Annotated in this window: 15 protein-coding genes; 2 read left to right on the top strand and 13 right to left on the bottom strand. The window is 57.5% G+C overall.

The genetic code is table 11. The features are described 5' to 3' along the window. Positions 1-108 precede the first annotated feature (108 nt). From KGA69_RS01245 to KGA69_RS01235, 3 genes are read right to left on the bottom strand one after another with little or no spacing between them, the layout of a single operon-like run. The gene (locus KGA69_RS01245) at positions 109-525 is read right to left on the bottom strand and encodes an SRPBCC family protein (RefSeq protein ID WP_213292748.1); all 417 of its coding nucleotides are present in this window, start codon (positions 523-525) and stop codon (positions 109-111) included. A gap of 32 nt (positions 526-557) precedes the next feature. Further along, positions 558-1,355 carry an SDR family NAD(P)-dependent oxidoreductase gene (locus KGA69_RS01240; RefSeq protein ID WP_045391099.1) on the bottom strand — a complete coding sequence of 266 codons (798 nt, stop codon included), beginning with the start codon at positions 1,353-1,355 and terminating at the stop codon, positions 558-560. 44 nt (positions 1,356-1,399) lie between these two features. Then, positions 1,400-2,410 carry an aldo/keto reductase gene (locus KGA69_RS01235; RefSeq protein ID WP_213292747.1) on the bottom strand — a complete coding sequence of 337 codons (1,011 nt, stop codon included), beginning with the start codon at positions 2,408-2,410 and terminating at the stop codon, positions 1,400-1,402. 150 nt (positions 2,411-2,560) lie between these two features. Between KGA69_RS01235 and KGA69_RS01230 the strand changes: the two genes are divergently transcribed. Both KGA69_RS01230 and KGA69_RS24075 read left to right on the top strand, forming a co-directional pair. After that, on the top strand, positions 2,561-3,454 hold the full coding sequence (locus tag KGA69_RS01230) for a LysR substrate-binding domain-containing protein (RefSeq protein ID WP_047046068.1): 894 nt from the start codon (positions 2,561-2,563) through the stop codon (positions 3,452-3,454). 109 nt (positions 3,455-3,563) lie between these two features. Beyond that, positions 3,564-3,932 (top strand): hypothetical protein, encoded by a 369-nt coding sequence (locus tag KGA69_RS24075; protein WP_063447301.1) that lies wholly within the window; start codon positions 3,564-3,566, stop codon positions 3,930-3,932. Position 3,933: 1 nt separating this feature from the next. Here KGA69_RS24075 and csiR read toward each other — a convergent pair whose 3' ends face one another. The 10 genes from csiR to KGA69_RS01175 form a co-directional block, all read right to left on the bottom strand. Then, on the bottom strand, positions 3,934-4,626 hold the full coding sequence (gene csiR, locus KGA69_RS01220) for a DNA-binding transcriptional regulator CsiR (RefSeq protein WP_213292746.1): 693 nt from the start codon (positions 4,624-4,626) through the stop codon (positions 3,934-3,936). A 45-nt stretch (positions 4,627-4,671) separates the two neighbouring features. Further along, positions 4,672-6,072 (bottom strand): GABA permease, encoded by a 1,401-nt coding sequence (gene gabP / locus KGA69_RS01215; RefSeq protein WP_045391085.1) that lies wholly within the window; start codon positions 6,070-6,072, stop codon positions 4,672-4,674. Between the two features lie 113 nt (positions 6,073-6,185). Next, the gene (gene gabT / locus KGA69_RS01210; protein WP_045391082.1) at positions 6,186-7,469 is read right to left on the bottom strand and encodes a 4-aminobutyrate--2-oxoglutarate transaminase; all 1,284 of its coding nucleotides are present in this window, start codon (positions 7,467-7,469) and stop codon (positions 6,186-6,188) included. A 14-nt stretch (positions 7,470-7,483) separates the two neighbouring features. Continuing rightward, complete coding sequence (gene gabD / locus KGA69_RS01205; protein WP_015368063.1) at positions 7,484-8,932, bottom strand: NADP-dependent succinate-semialdehyde dehydrogenase; 1,449 nt, start codon at positions 8,930-8,932, stop codon at positions 7,484-7,486. Between the two features lie 22 nt (positions 8,933-8,954). Further along, positions 8,955-10,223, bottom strand: a complete 1,269-nt coding sequence (gene lhgO, locus KGA69_RS01200) for an L-2-hydroxyglutarate oxidase (RefSeq protein ID WP_213292745.1) — start codon at positions 10,221-10,223, stop codon at positions 8,955-8,957. Positions 10,224-10,250: 27 nt separating this feature from the next. Then, positions 10,251-11,228, bottom strand: a complete 978-nt coding sequence (glaH, locus tag KGA69_RS01195; RefSeq protein WP_063447299.1) for a glutarate dioxygenase GlaH — start codon at positions 11,226-11,228, stop codon at positions 10,251-10,253. Between the two features lie 261 nt (positions 11,229-11,489). After that, the gene (locus KGA69_RS01190; protein WP_045391073.1) at positions 11,490-12,194 is read right to left on the bottom strand and encodes an EAL domain-containing protein; all 705 of its coding nucleotides are present in this window, start codon (positions 12,192-12,194) and stop codon (positions 11,490-11,492) included. Between the two features lie 9 nt (positions 12,195-12,203). Next, positions 12,204-13,244: a fimbrial protein gene (locus tag KGA69_RS01185; protein ID WP_015368067.1), complete on the bottom strand. Its 1,041-nt coding sequence runs from the start codon at positions 13,242-13,244 to the stop codon at positions 12,204-12,206. Positions 13,245-13,263: 19 nt separating this feature from the next. Further along, positions 13,264-15,789, bottom strand: coding sequence for a fimbria/pilus outer membrane usher protein (locus KGA69_RS01180; protein ID WP_045391070.1), 2,526 nt, complete (start codon positions 15,787-15,789; stop codon positions 13,264-13,266). 90 nt (positions 15,790-15,879) lie between these two features. After that, positions 15,880-16,563: a fimbrial biogenesis chaperone gene (locus tag KGA69_RS01175; protein ID WP_045391067.1), complete on the bottom strand. Its 684-nt coding sequence runs from the start codon at positions 16,561-16,563 to the stop codon at positions 15,880-15,882. Positions 16,564-16,602: the final 39 nt, after the last annotated feature.

The following is a 16,602-nucleotide window of genomic DNA, read 5'->3' as shown; positions in this document are numbered from 1 at the left end:
ATGGCGTAAAGGATAGGCCCCGCCCGTTGTCTGAAAAAGACGGCAACGGGCAATAGACTTTTCTTCTTTTGTTCATAAAAGGAATGGCCTGGCCATTCCTGGCAACAATCAGGCGCTAAAGTTATTTTTCAACGCCTGCAGGCCGTCGCGATAAATACCGCTGAACAGCGCTTCGGCATCCGCGTCGCTGGCGTTAACCGGCGTGAAGCTGCCGGACCACTCAACGCGGGTGATATTGCTATCGGCAGTTGCCACTACCGCGATCGTGGAGAGGTAATCCACTACCGGGAACGGCGCCTGGATTATCGAGTAGCTATAGCTGCGCTGGCGGTTATCAAACGCCTCCAGACGCTCAATGACCGTGCCGCCATCGGAAGTGGTCAGCGTACGCACGCGTCCTCCTTCGCTCACTACGCTTTTCGGGATGAACGGCAGCCAGTCGGGCAGCGAGTCAAAGCCGCCCATCAGTTGCCAGACCTGGTCGACAGAAGCCGGGATTTCGATAGATACAGTGGTATTAGCCATTTTATTTCTCTCTTTATTGCAGATGATTAGAATTACATTGCCAGGGTGTCGACGACGCCGCCATCGACGCGCAGCGCAGCGCCGGTAGTGGCCGACGAGAGCGGCGAGGCGAGATACACCGCCAGGTTCGCCACTTCGTCGACGTCCGCCGCCCGCTGGATAATCGAGCTTGGGCGCGCGGTCTTCACAAATTCATCAGCCTGTTCACGCGGGCTGCGGCCAGACTGCGCGGCGGCCTCCGCCAGCATCTCCTGCAAACCTTCGGTGAAGGTGGGGCCGGGCAGAATGGCGTTAACGGTGACGCCGGTACCGGCCAGACGTTTCGCCAGACCGTGGGAGACCGCGAGATTGGCGCTTTTGGTCACGCCGTAGTTGATCATGTCGGCAGGAATCGCGACGCCGGATTCCGAGGAGACGAAAATAATGCGTCCCCAGCCGTTGTCGATCATCCCCCGGGCGTAGTGGCGCGACAGCCGCACGCCGGAAAGCACGTTGACGTTATAAAAGTGCATCCACTCGCTATCCGGTACGCTAAAGAAATCTTTATCGTTAAAGATGCCGAGGTTGTTAACCACCACATCAGCATGCGGCTCGGCGGCGAGCAGCGCGCTGACGCCCTCCTCGGTGCTGAGGTCGGCGACCACCCCGCGCAGCTGCGCATCCGGGAGTTCGGCATTAATCGCCGCCATGGCGGTATCAACACCGCGCCGTTGACGGCCGACGATGACCACGGTCGCGCCCGCCTGAGCAAGGCCTTTAGCGATGCCAAGCCCGATGCCGGAAGTGGAGCCGCTCACCACGGCGACTTTATGAGTTAGATCCAGTTTCATGGTGTCTCTCTTGTTTTAAGAGGGGCCCTGTGGCCCCGCTAAAATTAACGAATCGGTAGCGGCGCGTTATCCGCCACCAGATTCTGGCTGCGCATCTCTTCCCAGAAAGGGGCTGGGATGGTTGCTTTCAGCGCGGCCAGATCTTCCGCCATACGGCCCGGACGGCTGGAGCCTGGGATCACGGCGGCCACCGCCGGGTGAGCCAGGGCAAACTGCAGCGCCGCGGCTTTCACATCCACCTGATGACGAGCGGCAACGGCCTTGATCTGCGCCACCTGCTGGTGGATCGCCGCAGAGGCTTTCTGGTATTCGAAGTGTTCACCGCCGGCGAGAACGCCCGAGCTGTAAGGGCCGCCGACAACGATATCGACATTCTGTTCCAGCGCTTCCGGCATCAGGCGCTGCAGGGCGCGTTTGTGGTCCAGCAGCGAGTAGCGGCCAGCCAGCAGGAACGCATCCGGCTTCGGCTCGTCGAGCGCTAAGGTCAGTTCGCAAGGTTCGACGCGGTTCACGCCCAGCCCCCATGCCTTAATTACCCCTTCTTCACGCAGGCGGGTCAGCGCGCGGAAGGCGCCGGTACGGGCGATGTTGAACTGCTCCAGCCAGCTGTCGCCGTAGAAATCCTGCGCTGGATCGTGGATCCATACGATGTCGAGATGGTCGGTTTTCAGCCGTTTTAAACTGTCTTCAATAGAACGCAGGGTGGCGTCTGCCGAGTAATCGTTGAGGATTTTGTTTTTCAGGCCGTATTCGAAAAGACCGCCTTTCTCACCGAAATCACGCGCGGCCGGGTCTTCCATTTCATCAAGCATGATGCGGCCGACTTTGCTGCTCAGAACGAACTGATCGCGAGGGTACTGTGAGAGCGCTTCGCCCATCCGGATTTCAGAAAGACCGGACCCGTACAGCGGCGCGGTATCGAAGTAACGAACGCCCAGATCCCAGGCGGCGGCGACGGTGGCGTGCGCCTCGTCTTCCGGGATGTTACGGAACATGTTGCCCAGCGGCGCGCCGCCTAAACCGATGTTGCCTGGCAGAATATGTTTGATGCTCATCTAAGATGTCCTCGATATAGGGTTCCCGTTTTGGGAAGGGTTCTTTGCGAGCGACTTGTGCTGTCGCCCTGTGACGGAGATCACAATACCTTGCGGTGTTATGACTTGATAGGACATAATTCGTCTGACTTAAGTCCTTTGAGGTCTCATATGATTGATTTACGCCAGTTGAAATACTTTGTGGTGGTGGCGGAAGAGGAGCACGTTGGCCGTGCCGCCGAACGCTTACATATTTCGCAGTCGCCGCTCAGCCGCCAGATAGCCCAGCTGGAGGAGCGCCTTGGGCTGATGTTGTTTGAACGTAACCAGCAGCGTATTCGCCTGACGGCGGACGGGCAGACGTTTCTGGCCGAAACGCGCTCGTTGCTGACCCACGCCAACCGTCTCGAATCGTTAGGTAAACGACTGGGGCGCGGCGAAGATGGCGGGTTGTGTATCGGTTATATCGAAAACGCCATGCACTCCGGCGTGCTTTCTACCGCGCTGCGCACCCTGCGAACGTCGCGCCCGGACGTGCATATCGCGCTGTATAGCCAGCCGCCCGCTACGCAGATTGAGGGCCTGCGCCAGCGCAGCCTGGACTTCTCGCTGGTGGACATGCCGCCTTCGGCGGGCGAACAGGATCTGGAGTATACCCAGGTGCTTGATGACCGGATGCTGCTGGCTTTGCCGCAGAATCATCCGCTGGCCGCGGCGGAAAACTTGCAGCCGGCGCAGCTGGCCGATCAGCAGTGGATCGCGGTTATCCATAACGACGATGCCCATTCACGCGATGAGTTCGTCGCCGCCTGCGTACGTGCGGGCTTTAATCCGGATATTCGTCTGGAAGCCGGAGAGCCATTAACGGCTCTGGGGCTGGTGGCGGCGGGGCTGGGCGTGGCGCTGATCCAGCACAGCCTGCGGCATAACGCCCCTGAAGGGGTCGTGCTGCGGGAAATTCCGTGGATGAGCTATTCGACCCAGCTGTGGGCGGTATGGCACAAAGCTAACCAGCGCCCGCTGGTGATGCACTTTCGCGAGGTGTTACGCGGCGAGAATAATTAGGAATATTCCTGGAGTCGGGCGCGGTGGGAAGAAAATCCGCCGCGATCCCTGTTTGAACGGCCAATTCATGTTACCGTTAAATAATTGACCCTAAAATTATAAGACCTTCATGAAATTTGTATTATCTATCAGTTTATTAAGCTTCTTCCTTTCTCCGGCTTTCGCCGGCACAGCGGTAAAATTGTCCTGCTCTTTACGTAAAAACGTGACTATCTCACGTTTCCATTACCAGCTATCAACCATGAAGTGGGACGACCATTTCCAGGTGGCTTCCGGCATGCGTCAGGCGCACACTAAAAATAATATTCCCTATCGGGTGACCAGCTTTCGTAACGGCGACGATCTGGTCTTTTTCCCGGACAGTCAGGAGTACTTTTTCTTCTATTCGGGAATGGCGACGCCGGACCGCTGCGTGGTGGAGGAGCATTATGAGTATCCGGTCAGGCAGCTGCCGTATTATAAAAAGCCCGCCGCCTGAATCAGGATTGCTGCGCCTGCAGTTTGCCGGCCATCGCCTGCTGGATAATCGGGATGGGAGTCAATAAGTGCTCGCGCATGAGCGCGCTGGCTTGCTCGGCGTCGCGCGCCAGAATGGCTTCCAGCAGCGTCTGGTGCTGGACATGTTTATCTTCCAGCATTTCTACCGACAGCACGGTGGTGCGCAGCCAGATGAAGCGGTAGCGCGCCGCCAGATCGAACAGCCGTTCGCGCATCTGCAGTAAATACTGCGAACCACAGCCAGCGACGATGGCGGTATGAAACGCCTGATGGCGCTGATCCCATTCATCGAGTAAGCGCTCACTTGCTTCGCTGGATTCCAGCTTATTAAGCAGATGGGCGCGAGCCAGCAGTTCGGCTTCCCACTCATCGCCGCCGCGCTCAAGGGCGAGGCGCACCAGCATGGCTTCCATGTTGGCGCGGGCATCGAAGATATCGAGGAGTTCCGCCTCGGACATCGAGGCGACGCGATAGCCTTTTTGGTTGACCACCGTCACCAGCCGCTCGGCCACCAGCTGCGAGAGCGCTTCCCGCAGCGGGCCGACGCCAAGCTCATAGCGCGACGTCAGCAGGCTCATACGCAGTTTTTCATCAGGCTGATAAACGCCGCGGATGATGTCGTTTTTCAACCAGCGGTATCCATCAATGGCCGTCGCTTGGGGAATGGCGGTCATAGTCATGCTCCTGAATACATTTCCCGGCTTGCGCCGGGAACAGGGTTAACGCGTATTTTGTAGCGGCAGTTTTTGCCACAATAGCAGCTTTTTCCAGCGTGACATAATCGGCACCGTGCAGATGATAGCGATCGCCAGCACGCCGGTGGAAATCACCTCCAGCTGCTGCGCCGGGCGGAACAGCATCACCACCAGTACGAAGGTGATAAAGGCGATAACCAGCCAGGTGAGCCACGGATAGAGCCACATCTTAAGGCGAATTTCTCCGCCTTTCGCCAGCAGGATTTTGCGCATCCGCAACTGAGATACGGCGATAACCAGATAGACCAGCAGGGCGATGGCGCCGGAGCTATCGATGAGGAATTTAAAGACCTTCGCCGGGGCATAGTAGTTCACCACCACGGTTAAGAAGGCCGCGCCGGTGGAGAGCAGCACCGCCACATACGGCGTTTTACTGCGGTTGGTTTTGCCCATTATGGCTGGCGCATCGCCGCGGCGGCTCAGGGAATAGAGCATTCGCGAAGCGGTATACAGCGCCGAGTTCAGGCAACTGGTCACCGACAGCAGGATCACCCCGTCCATAATCAGCTTGGCGTAGGGGATATGCAGTAACTCCAGTACCGAACGGTATGAACCGACGTTCTTCAGCCCCGGCATGTTCCACGGGATCAGCGAGACGACCACGAAAATGGAGCACAGGTAGAAGATAGAGATGCGCCAGATTACGGAATTCGTGGCGCGAACGATGTGCTTATCCGGGGTATCCGATTCGGCGGCGGCAATGGTGACGATCTCGGCGCCCATAAATGAGAACATGGTAATGAGCATTGCGCTGAGCACCGCGCCGAAGCCGTTAGGCATAAAGCCGCCGTGATCCCACAGGCGCGAAATCCCGCTCACTTCGGCATACGGATAGAAGCCGGTGATGGCCACCGCGCCCAGTACGATAAAGGCCAGAATGGCGATAACTTTACAGATAGCCAGCCAGAACTCGAATTCACCGTAGTTCTTGACGCTCAGCAGATTACTGCCGGTGAGGGCGAGGGTGATGACCAGCGAGAATAGCCATACCGGTACGCCGGGGATCCATGAGTTGAGAATAATGGCCGCGATATTGGCTTCCAGGGGGATAACCAGTACCCAGAACCACCAGTACAGCCAGCCGATGGTATAACCCGCCCAGCGGCCGATCGCTTTGTCGGCGTAGGTCGAAAAGGAGCCCGTATCCGGGGTGGCGACGGCCATTTCGGCCAGCATACGCATAATCATCACCACCAATAACCCGGCGAACAGGTAGGAGAGCAGCACCGCCGGGCCCGCTTCGGCAATGGCGACGCTGGAACCGACAAACAAACTTGCGCCGATCACGCCGGCAATAGATAACATGGTGACGTGGCGTGATTTCAGCCCGCCCCCTAAATCATGTGATTGCGACAGTTGCCCCATCATTAACCCCTTTTATTGTTTTTTGGCGCCGTTTGCCGGATGGCGGTTGCGCCCCATCCGGCCGACAGGCAACCGGACGGGACGCGCGAGCGTCGCCATCCGGTGCAGGAGTGTTAGCGTTGTTTAGCTTCGTTAAAACAATCGGCGATAATCTGCAGCCCCTGCGCGATCTGCGCATCTTCGATAGTCAGCGGCACCAGAATACGCAGCACGTTGTAGTACGGCCCGCAGGAGAGCAGGATCAGGCCTTTATCCCGCGCGCGGGCGACGATATCCGCCGTTAGTTTGGCGTTGGGTTTGCGGTGATCGCCCTCTTCAAAGAGTTCAATGGCGATCATCGCTCCCAGGCCGCGGACGTCGCCGATTTCAGGATGCGTTTCGGCGATATTGAGCAGTCCCTTACGCAGCTTGTCGCCGAGCTGGTTGGCTTTTTCCAACAGGTTTTCCTGTTCGAAAACCTTGAGTACCGCCAGCGCGGCGGCGCAGGCAATCGGGTTGCCGGCATAGGTGCCGCCCAATCCGCCCGGCGCAATGGCGTCCATGACTTCCGCCCGTCCGGTGACGCCCGCCAGCGGGAAGCCGCCGGCGATGGATTTGGCAAAGGTGGTGATATCCGGCGCCACGCCCATCTGCTCCATCGCGAACAGCGTGCCGGTACGGCCCGCGCCGCTCTGGACTTCATCGGCGATCAGCATGATGCCGTGCTCGTCGCACAGCGCGCGCAGGCGCTGCATAAAGGCCGGGGAGGCGGCGTAGAATCCGCCTTCGCCCTGGACGGGTTCGATGACGATAGCGGCGATATCTTCCGGCGCGGCGTCATTTTTGAAGATGCGATGGATGCTGGCGATCGCGTCATCATCGCTGATGCCGTGCAGCGCGCACGGGTAGAGCGCGCGATAGACATGGCCCGGCATTAATCCCATGCCCGCGGAGTAAGGGTTCACTTTACCGGTTAACGACAGAGTGTAATGGGTACGGCCATGATAGGCGCCGGTAAAGGCGATGGTGCCGCTACGCCCGGTCGCCGCGCGGGCGATTTTGACCGCGTTTTCCACCGCTTCCGAACCGGTGGTCACCAGCAGGGTTTTCTTGGCGAAATCGCCGGGCACTTTCTGGTTCATCATTTCGCACAGCTGCAGGTAGGGCTCGTAGGCCAGCACCTGGAAGCAGGTATGCGTCAGCTTCTTCAGCTGGCCTTCCACCGCGGCGATCACCTCAGGATGCAGGTGGCCGGTGTTCAGCACCGCGATACCGCCGGCGAAATCAAGATATTCACGGCCTTCAACGTCCCATACCCGGCAGTTCTCCGCACGGTCGGCAAAGATAGGGTGAATTTGTCCGACGCCGCGCGGCACCGCGTCGCTACGGCGCTGCATTAACGCTTTATTGCTGGTCATGTCCTGCTCTCCTGTTAAAGGCCGATACACATATATTTGATTTCTAAATAATCTTCGATGCCGTACTTCGAACCTTCGCGGCCCAGGCCGGAGGCTTTAATACCGCCGAACGGCGCGACTTCGTTGGAGATAATGCCGGTATTGATGCCAACGATGCCGTACTCCAGCGCTTCGCCAACGCGGAAGACGCGGCTCAGGTCGCGGGCGTAGAAATAGGCGGCGAGGCCGAATTCGGTATCGTTGGCCTGGGCAATCACATCGGCTTCATCTTTAAAGCGGAACAGCGGCGCCAGCGGGCCGAAGGTCTCTTCTTTCGCCACTTTGGCGCTGCTCGGGACGTTGACCAGGATGGTGGGCTGGAAGAAGTTGCCGCCCAGCGCGTGCGGTTTACCGCCGGTGACGATGCGCGCGCCTTTCGCAAGGGCGTCGGCAATATGTTCTTCGACTTTAGCTACCGCTTTATCATCGATCAGCGGGCCGGTGGTGACCCCGTCCTGCAGGCCGTCGCCGATGCGCAGCTTTTCCACCGCCTGCTGCAGTTTCTCGGCGAAACGGTCATAGACGCCGTCCTGTACATACAGACGGTTGGCGCAGACGCAGGTCTGCCCGGCGTTGCGGAACTTCGACGCCAGCGCCCCTTCGACGGCTTTATCGAGGTCGGCATCGTCAAAGACGATAAACGGCGCGTTGCCGCCGAGTTCTAACGACACTTTTTTGATGTCTTTCGCACACTGTTCCATCAGCTGGCGGCCAATTTCGGTCGAGCCGGTGAAGGAGAGCTTGCGTACCAGCGGGTTGCTGGTCAGTTCGTTGCCGACGGCCCCGGCGGAACCGGTGACCACGTTAAATACCCCGGCGGGAATACCGGCGCGATTCGCCAGTTCGGCCAGCGCCAGCGCGGAAAACGGCGTCTGGCTCGCCGGTTTCAGGACCATAGTGCAGCCGGCGGCCAGCGCCGGGCCCGCTTTACGGGTGATCATCGCCGCCGGGAAGTTCCACGGGGTGATGGCGGCGGTAACGCCGATGGGCTGCTTAATGACGATCAGGCGCTTGTCGGCCTGATGACCGGGAATGGTATCGCCGTAAATACGCTTACCTTCTTCGGCAAACCATTCGATAAAGGAGGCGGCGTAGCTGATTTCGCCTTTGGCTTCCGCCAGCGGTTTCCCCTGTTCGAGGGTCATCAGGCGGGCAAGATCGTCCTGGTTCTCCATCATGAGATCGAACCAGCGGCGCAGAAGGGTGGCGCGCTCTTTGGCGGTCAGGGCACGCCAGGCTGGCAGGGCGCGGTTGGCGGCTTCAATAGCTTCGCGGGTTTCGTCGGCGCCCATTTTCGGCACGCTACCCAGTTGCTGGCCGTTGGCGGGGTTGGTCACCGCAATCACGTCGCCGTTTTGCGCATCGCGCCACTGGCCATCAATTAGCGCCTGCTGGCGAAACAGAGTTGCATCTTTAAGTTGCATAATCGCTTCCTGTCTAAAGGGGTTAACGAGTAAAAGCGGCGTGTAGTGTCTCCACGCTACGTGCCGCACGCAGCGTGCGTCCGGGATTGCTCTGGCTTGCCAGCAGGGTTTGCACCTTGCTGACGATGTGCGCGCCGATCGGGATAGCCGACGTGGCCGCCGGCGACGGCGCGTTACAGGTGTGGATGGAACGCGCGGTAGTAACAAAAAGGAAATCGTCGATCAGCTTGCCCTGCGGCGATACCGCCTGTGCCCGCACGCCGGCAGGCCACGGGCGTAAATCGCTCAATGTCAGGCTGGGGCAGTATTTCTGCACCAGCCGCAGATAGCCGCTTCTGCACAACGAATTCTTCATTTCGCCAAGCCCGGAGCGCAGGTTGTTTTGTAATACCCGGCGAATGCCGGGCGAGGTCAGGATCTCGAGGGTATCGGTCAGCGAGATATCGCGCTTACGATAGCCTTCGCGCTTCAGCGCCAGCACCGCGTTAGGGCCGACGGTGACGCTACCGTCGATCATGCGGGTCAGATGGACGCCGAGGAACGGCATCGCCGGATCGGGGATCGGATAGATCAGATGATTAACGATCTGGTTGTGCTGCGGCGCCAGTTGGAAATATTCGCCGCGGAACGGGCAGATGATAAAGCCGGGATCGACGCCGATCATTTTCACCAGCCGATCGGCCATCAGTCCGGAGCAGGTAATCAGCGTCGATGCCTCATATTCGCCGCCCTGACGGGTGTGGACGACCACACCGCTGGCGTGTTCTTTCAGGGCGCTGACTTCGGCGTCGTAGACGATCGTTCCGCCTTTAGATTCGAAGATCTTCGCCATTGCCGCCGCCACGTCGCGATAGCTGACAATGCCGCTCGAAGGAACGAAGATCCCGCCCAGTCCGCTGATGTTCGGCTCGCGTTCGCGCAGCTCGCCGGCGCTAAGCCACTCGCGCTGCAGGCCGTTAGCGGCGGTGCGATCCCACAGCGCGCGCATCCGCTCCATTTCCAGCGGCGAGGTGGCAACCAGCATCTTGCCGCAGACGTCGTAGCGAATCGCATTCTGCTCGCAAAAGGCTTTGGTGGCGCGGTTGCCGGCGAGGCAAAACTGCGCCTTGAGGCTGCCGGGAGTATAGTAAACGCCGGCGTGGATCACCCCGCTGTTGTGGCCAGTTTGATGGCAGGCCGGACCGGACTCTTTTTCCAACAGGACAATGCGGGCGTCCGGGTAAATCTCAATTAACTGCATGGCAGTCGACATGCCGATAATGCCGCCGCCGATAATCACGAAATCATACATCCGCTCAATTCCTTCGCCTGAGAACCCTTATTGATGAGTCTGGTAATGATTCGTGGAATACGCAAAGTAGCCGCGCTGGCGCATCAGTTCGCGACGCAGATCGGGGTGCGGCGTAAAGCGATCGCGACCGTGCAGCCAGAAAAGATTGTTTATCAACAGGAATTTCCCCACCGGCACCGGCACGGAAAGAATGTTTTTACTGGTTTCCAGCGCGTCGGAAAGGCGGCTCAGCCAGGTGCCTTCTTCGAAATCTTTCGGCTGCACAAACTGGTCGATATAGCGCATTACCGGGCGGCCCTGCTGGTCGACGTCGAAAACCGGATGATAGACATCTTTGCTGACGTTTTTGCTCGGCGGCGCGGCCCAGCGCATCGGACGGCGGGCGAGCGGGTCGCGGAAGAATTCGTCGAGATGTTCCCAGTCATCCAGATGCAACAGCAGTGAATTGCCGCCCTGCATATTTTGCTCATCGATCTTCATCATCAGCACGTAGTCGGTAATTTCTTCGACATAGGTACCGTCATTGTGCAGCTCCATCACGCGGTGCGGCTGGCGCAGGTAGCTATCTGAGTTATCGACGTTTTTCACTACGAAGCGGGCGTAATACTGGCCGCTCATGGCATCAAAGTTGGAACGTCCGATCAAATGCGCCACGGCGGTAGCCAGCTTGACCATCTCATCGGCCTGGGCGACGTTGTCAATGCCGATACCGTTGATCAGCAGCGCGCCCTCCGCGCGATTGAGCAGCGTGTTGATCAGCAGCGGCTGCAGCTGGTTGCCGCACAGATCGTCGAGGATCTTGCCGACCTGAAAGCGCAAGAAGGATTTATATTCCAGCGCCTGTACCGGCCACTGCGCGACCTGTTGAAGAAATTGCGCGGTCGTTTCGGCGGTGAACGTTAGCTCCAGCAGACGCGGCGATTGCGCGGACGGAGCGAAGGAAAAACCGGTGTAGCTGTGGGCCATATCATCAGCATGGGGTTTTACGGCGGTCAGTGCATTCATCAGAATCATTCCTCGGGTAGAGTCAGAGAGTCGGGGTGATGCTCATTTCGTAGCCATAAATTAAAAATATCTACATTTTTGAAAAATGCGTATGAAATAACCATATTGTTTAATTTTTGTGATCGCTAGCAACAATAAGTTAACAATATGAAAGGCGAGGACAGGCGAGGTGGAAAAAGAAAAACGTCAGAAAATGAATAAGTTGAAGAGAGGACGGACAGCCCGGATAGCGGGGGAGTGGATATCCGGGGAAAAGAGGGGTTATTTTTCGACGCTGGCCACTAAGGCTTCAATGGTTTGTTCCCGCCAGAGGAGCCCCTGCAGGGCAAACCACGGCATGTTTTCCAGCCACTGAAGATGGGCTTCGGTTTCAATACCTTCGACGATCACCTGATACTGGTTCGCCTGAAAATAGTGCAGCAGCGAGTCCATCAACTGCTGGCCGTTTTTCTTTTCCAGCAGGCTCCATAACAGGTTCTTGTCGGTCTTGATAAAACGAAAGGGTTGCGCCGTCAGGGCGGCGAACCCGGCGTAACCGGCGCCAAAATCATCCAGCCAGAAGGAGTATTTGTCCGTCAGGGCGTCGATGGTCGGGGTGCGTTTCACCAGCGTGTTGGAAAATTCATTAACCTCAAAATGCAGGCAGCCGATGGTTTTCACACACTCGGCGATAAAATCATCATGCAGCATATGCAGCGTCGACTCGTCGACGTTGAGGGTAACCATGACTTCGTTGTGGCGGAACCACTGCTGATGCTGCCTGACCAGCTCAATCTGTTCGAGCAGGATGCGGGCGCGCAGTGATTCCGATGCCTCACTGAAAAACCGTTCTATTTCTTGCGGACTAGCAGGCTCGTGATGAGCAAACCGGGTCAAACATTCTACCGCGATCATTTTGCCTTCGCGGTTGAACATCGGCTGAAATACATAGCGTAACCCGGTCGGTTCGGTGTTGGTCAGCGGCATTTTGCTTCACTATTTAAAGGTAACGTCGATATTGGCCGTCGCATTAAAGGTGCCGATTTTTGGCTTAACGCTTAGCCATTTCAGGCTGGCCAGGAAGTTGCTTTCTACCACGCTGCCGTTAATCATGCCCAACTGCGTCGGGGTATTCATGGAAAGCCAGGTCGTCGGCGCATCGGCGCGCGAGAGCAGGATGCCAAAACCGCTATCGTTGGATGGCAGAATGGTATTGGTGTCCTGGGTCGGCTGCTGGGTGCTGAAGCTGGCCATTAAGGTCTGCCCCTGGCAATCCTGGCCGGCGCCGGTCAGGTCGGCGCGGACGCTGAACGGAACCTGTTTCTCAATGGCGCCGACGACCGCGTTGCGCGCCGGGATGCTGCCGAAGTTTACCGTTGAACCATTGTTCGCCGAGACGGTGATTTTCGGGTTGCAGGCGATAAAGCGGATGTTGCCAAGCCCGGTGACCCACGCGCGGAAGTTACTATTCGGGCGGCTGTTGAGGCCGCCGACGCCGTCAACCTGGAAGATAGCGTAGCGGTTGGTGTCGTTAATCACGCCGTTTGACGGCGGCGGATTGCCGGTGGCTTTAATATAAACCGAGTAGGTCACCGTGACGGTCTGCGGGGTTGCCGGAGACTGGCATGCACCGCCGGGACGGTTGCGGCGGCAGAGCGTACCTGGCCCGATATCCGTTTTCTGACCTTTTACCGGTTTAATATCGGTGCTGAGATAGGTGACGCCGACTTCCAGTGAGTTGTGGATATTCTGCATCCGGGTTTCCGGATCCCAGTACAGATATGCATCTTCACCATTGGGCATGTGATCCGTATCGGTACAGGTAAAGGTAGAGGTAAACGTCGGCGAACGCCACAGCAGGGTACCCGGCTTCAAATTAGCGGTCGAAACGTTAATCTGATCGGTGAGCGCGATGGTCTGCGATACTTCGGTACCGTTCTTCTTACAGCTCAGCGCGAAGCTGCTGGTGGAGAACAGCGCGCTCGAGAGTACCAGCAGCGTCAGCCCGGTGCGGGATAAGAGGTTAAACTTCGACATAACTAATTGTCCTTTCATGTTATTTACAGGTCAGGGAGACGACCTGATAACCACCGGGTTGATCGGCTTGAATAGCAGGTAGTTCTGGCACCGTCAGGCTGCAGGAGGCGTCGGCATCGTCGCCCCATTTCATCTGCAGACGGTCGCCGCTCTGAACGCCGGAAACGTAGGCTTCGCCGCGGGTACCGACCACGCCGACATGTTCGCCGTTCTGGCCGAAGATGTTGGCGCCAATCACCGGCACGCTGCCGTCCGCCAGTTTGGCGTGGATAAGCAGGCTCTGGCCGAGATGCGTTTCAAAGGTCACGCGGCCGATGGCGCGCTCGGTCGGCACGATATCTTTCGCCGCCAGCGGGATTTCCAGGCCGTTGCCGATATCCGAAGTACGCAGCGCGACGCGGTTGTGACGATACGGCATCGCAGAAGTGAGCACCGCGTAGCCGAAGCGGTCAATCGCTACCCCAGGCTGGTTTTCCAGACGCACGCCCTGCGCCCCTTTCGCTTTCACCACCACGAAGGTGTTCTGCAGCGGCTGCGACAGGGTGACGCCGCCGGAGTGCGCGACCACGCCGCCGGAGACGTTCAGCGAAGTCTGCTGATAGTTGTTGTTGTAGCTGTAGCCCAGATCGACGTTACCCATGCTGCCCAGATAACCCAGGTTGACCAGGCTGGTATCGCCGCCGTGCTGGGTGTGGCCGCTCTGCACGAAGTAATTCATGCGGTTGTCATCAAGCAACGTACCGCTCATCCCGGCGCTGTAGCCGCTACCGCTCTGCTTGCTGTTAGAGGCGTTAAAGTTAACCGTGCTTTCGTGGTCCGGGCCAAAGATGTTGATTGGTACCGAGACGTTCAGGTTAACGCTGTTGTCGCTATAGCCGTAGTTACTGCGGCTGTTCTGGTAAAACACGCCGACGCTGACGCGATTCCAGGTGGTGTTGAAACCGGTCTGGATGGTGCGGTCGTAAGCGGAAGTGTTCCAGTAGTTCTGGCGAATAAAGGTCGCGTACAACGAAGCGCCGGCGATGTGCTGGTTGACCGTCATTTCGACGCGCTGGCGTTTGTTGTTGTATTGCTGCGAGTCGTAGTAACGACGGCGCTGGTTTTGCGTCGCCCAATCCGGCGCGCCGGTTTTATCGTCGCTCTGATCGTAATACTGGGTGTGGTAGAAACCGTTCTGCCAGTTGTTACGTTCAGCTACCGCATCGGAGAAGTCATAGAAGCCCGAGGTCGAATAACGGTAGCCGGCGATCTGCACATCGGTACCGAGGGTATTGAGCGATTTGGAATAGAGGAAGCGCACGCTGGCGCCGCGCTTGTTCTCGCCGGAAGCCAGATCGGTATCAGACCATGAAGCGTCAACGGAAGCCGCCCCGTATTCGCCCATGTTTTTACCCAGCCCGACCACGCCGGAGCGATAGTGCTCGGCCATGATAATCCCGCCATATGGCGTATAGTCGGAGCCGGCGCCATGCGCGACGGTGCCCTGGATAAATTGCGGCTGATAATTATTGGTGCCGTCGTGGTATTTACCCGCGGTCACCTGATACTCCCAGATCCCGTCGCGCAGCATATTCGGCACGGAGGAGTAAGGGAGAGTGAAGCTATGGCGTGAGCCATCCGCCTCGATAACCGTTACGGCTAAGTCGCCGCTGAGGGTGCTTGGCGAAATATCGGTCAGCGCGAACGGCCCCGGCGGCACCACGGTGCTGTAGACGGTGTAGCCGTTCTGGCGCACTTCGACGCGGGCGTTGGTGTTGGCGACGCCACGTACGACCGGCGCGTAGCCGCGGCGGCTGTCCGGCAGCATTTCCGGGACGCTGGAAATCTGCGCGCCGCGGAACTGGAAGCTGTCGAAAACGTTATTATTGGTGTTGCTCTGGCCAATCTGAATACGGCTGCGCCAGGAGGCGATGTCGGTTTCCGCCCAGGTGGAAATTGGATTCCATTGCTCTTTTTGCCCGGTCTGTTTTGACAGGGAAGAGGTATTGCGAAAACGCCACGCGCCGACGTTTAGGCCGTTATTGAGGCTCAGGAAGTAGTAGTCGCTGTCCTGTTTGCCGCTACCGCTGGCAAAACGGGAATGACTGCCGCTGAAGGCATAGTTAACGAAACCGGCGTTGATACCGTCGTCATAGACCAGCGGCGAAATCTCGCCCTGCGGTCGCGCTTCGAGATCGGTTTGCGGCACGGAGATGTTCAGCTCCTGCAGCGCGGCGTTCCAGCTCACGCTACTGCCGGCAATATTTTTTACCAGATCGTAACAGGCGCTGCTACCGGCAGTGTCCGGCACCAGAACGCCGTATGAACGATAGCTGTCGGCATCTAAACAGAAATAGCCTGGGGTGTTAGGCGAATCTTTTTTAAATTCTATTTCCCGGTGATCGACGCGATTTTTATTCAGGTAAATATCGAAGGCATATTTACCTGGTAAAATATCGTCGCCGGTAGAGAGGTTTTGCACCAGCGAGGCGTTATTCGCCCCGCGGATGAAAGAGGTATTGAATTGCTCTTCGGCATTGACAAATGGTGTCGCCAGTAATGACATTGTCGAGGCGTAAACAGCAAAGCGAACATGCTGCGCCAGACATCCAGGGATCGTCCTTATTTTGTTATGGCTAGCCATTGTATTGCTCTCTTACTGAATGCGGATATCTTTAATTTCCGTATGTCCGCCAAAATCATTGATAAAAGTGAATGACATCTGATCCGCTGCCGCCGCGCCGGCTGGCAATTTGATGTTCAGAGAGTCCATGGGATTAACCATGTCAGCATTCACTTTCCAGGTCTTCGCGCCGCTCTTTAGCGTCAGTACGCCGAAAGTCACGTGCAGCGGACCTTTGTTAGTCACGACCAGCTCATTACCTTGCTTGCGCCAGGTCAGGGCCTGCGCTTCCTTTTGCAAGGTGGTTTTCAGCGTGGTAGGGCGATAGAACAACTTCACGCGGGTGCGGATCGCAATTTGCAGCACGTTTTCTTGTTTCGCCGAAGGCGGAATTTCCTGCACGTTGATCCAGTACACGGATTCGCGGTCGGTTGGTAGTCCGCTGCCGGAATAAACAAAGCGCAAAATAGCGTCTTTATTTCCCGCCAGTTTTAAAATTGGCGGAATAGCCTGCATCGGTAAATTGGTTGGCGTTGCGGTGGCGTCACCGGTATCAAGCCAGGTCTGAACCATCCATGTTTCATCGGTATCATTGTGAATGGATAACGCCGCAGATTTTTCCCCGCCGTTATAAATAACCCGAGTCTGATCGACCTGAATACCCGCAAAAGTATCCAGCGAGACAAATAACAATAAAGCGGTTAATAACTTTTTCATTTCACGTTCCAAATAATGTTACCAGCCATCCATGGCCAA

The sequence above is a fragment of the Klebsiella sp. A52 genome (assembly GCF_018388785.1).
In the GTDB taxonomy this organism is placed as follows: Bacteria; Pseudomonadota; Gammaproteobacteria; order Enterobacterales; family Enterobacteriaceae; genus Klebsiella; species Klebsiella aerogenes.
The sequence above is the reverse complement of the archived record's forward strand: the minus strand, read 5'-3'. Positions and strand labels throughout refer to the sequence as shown.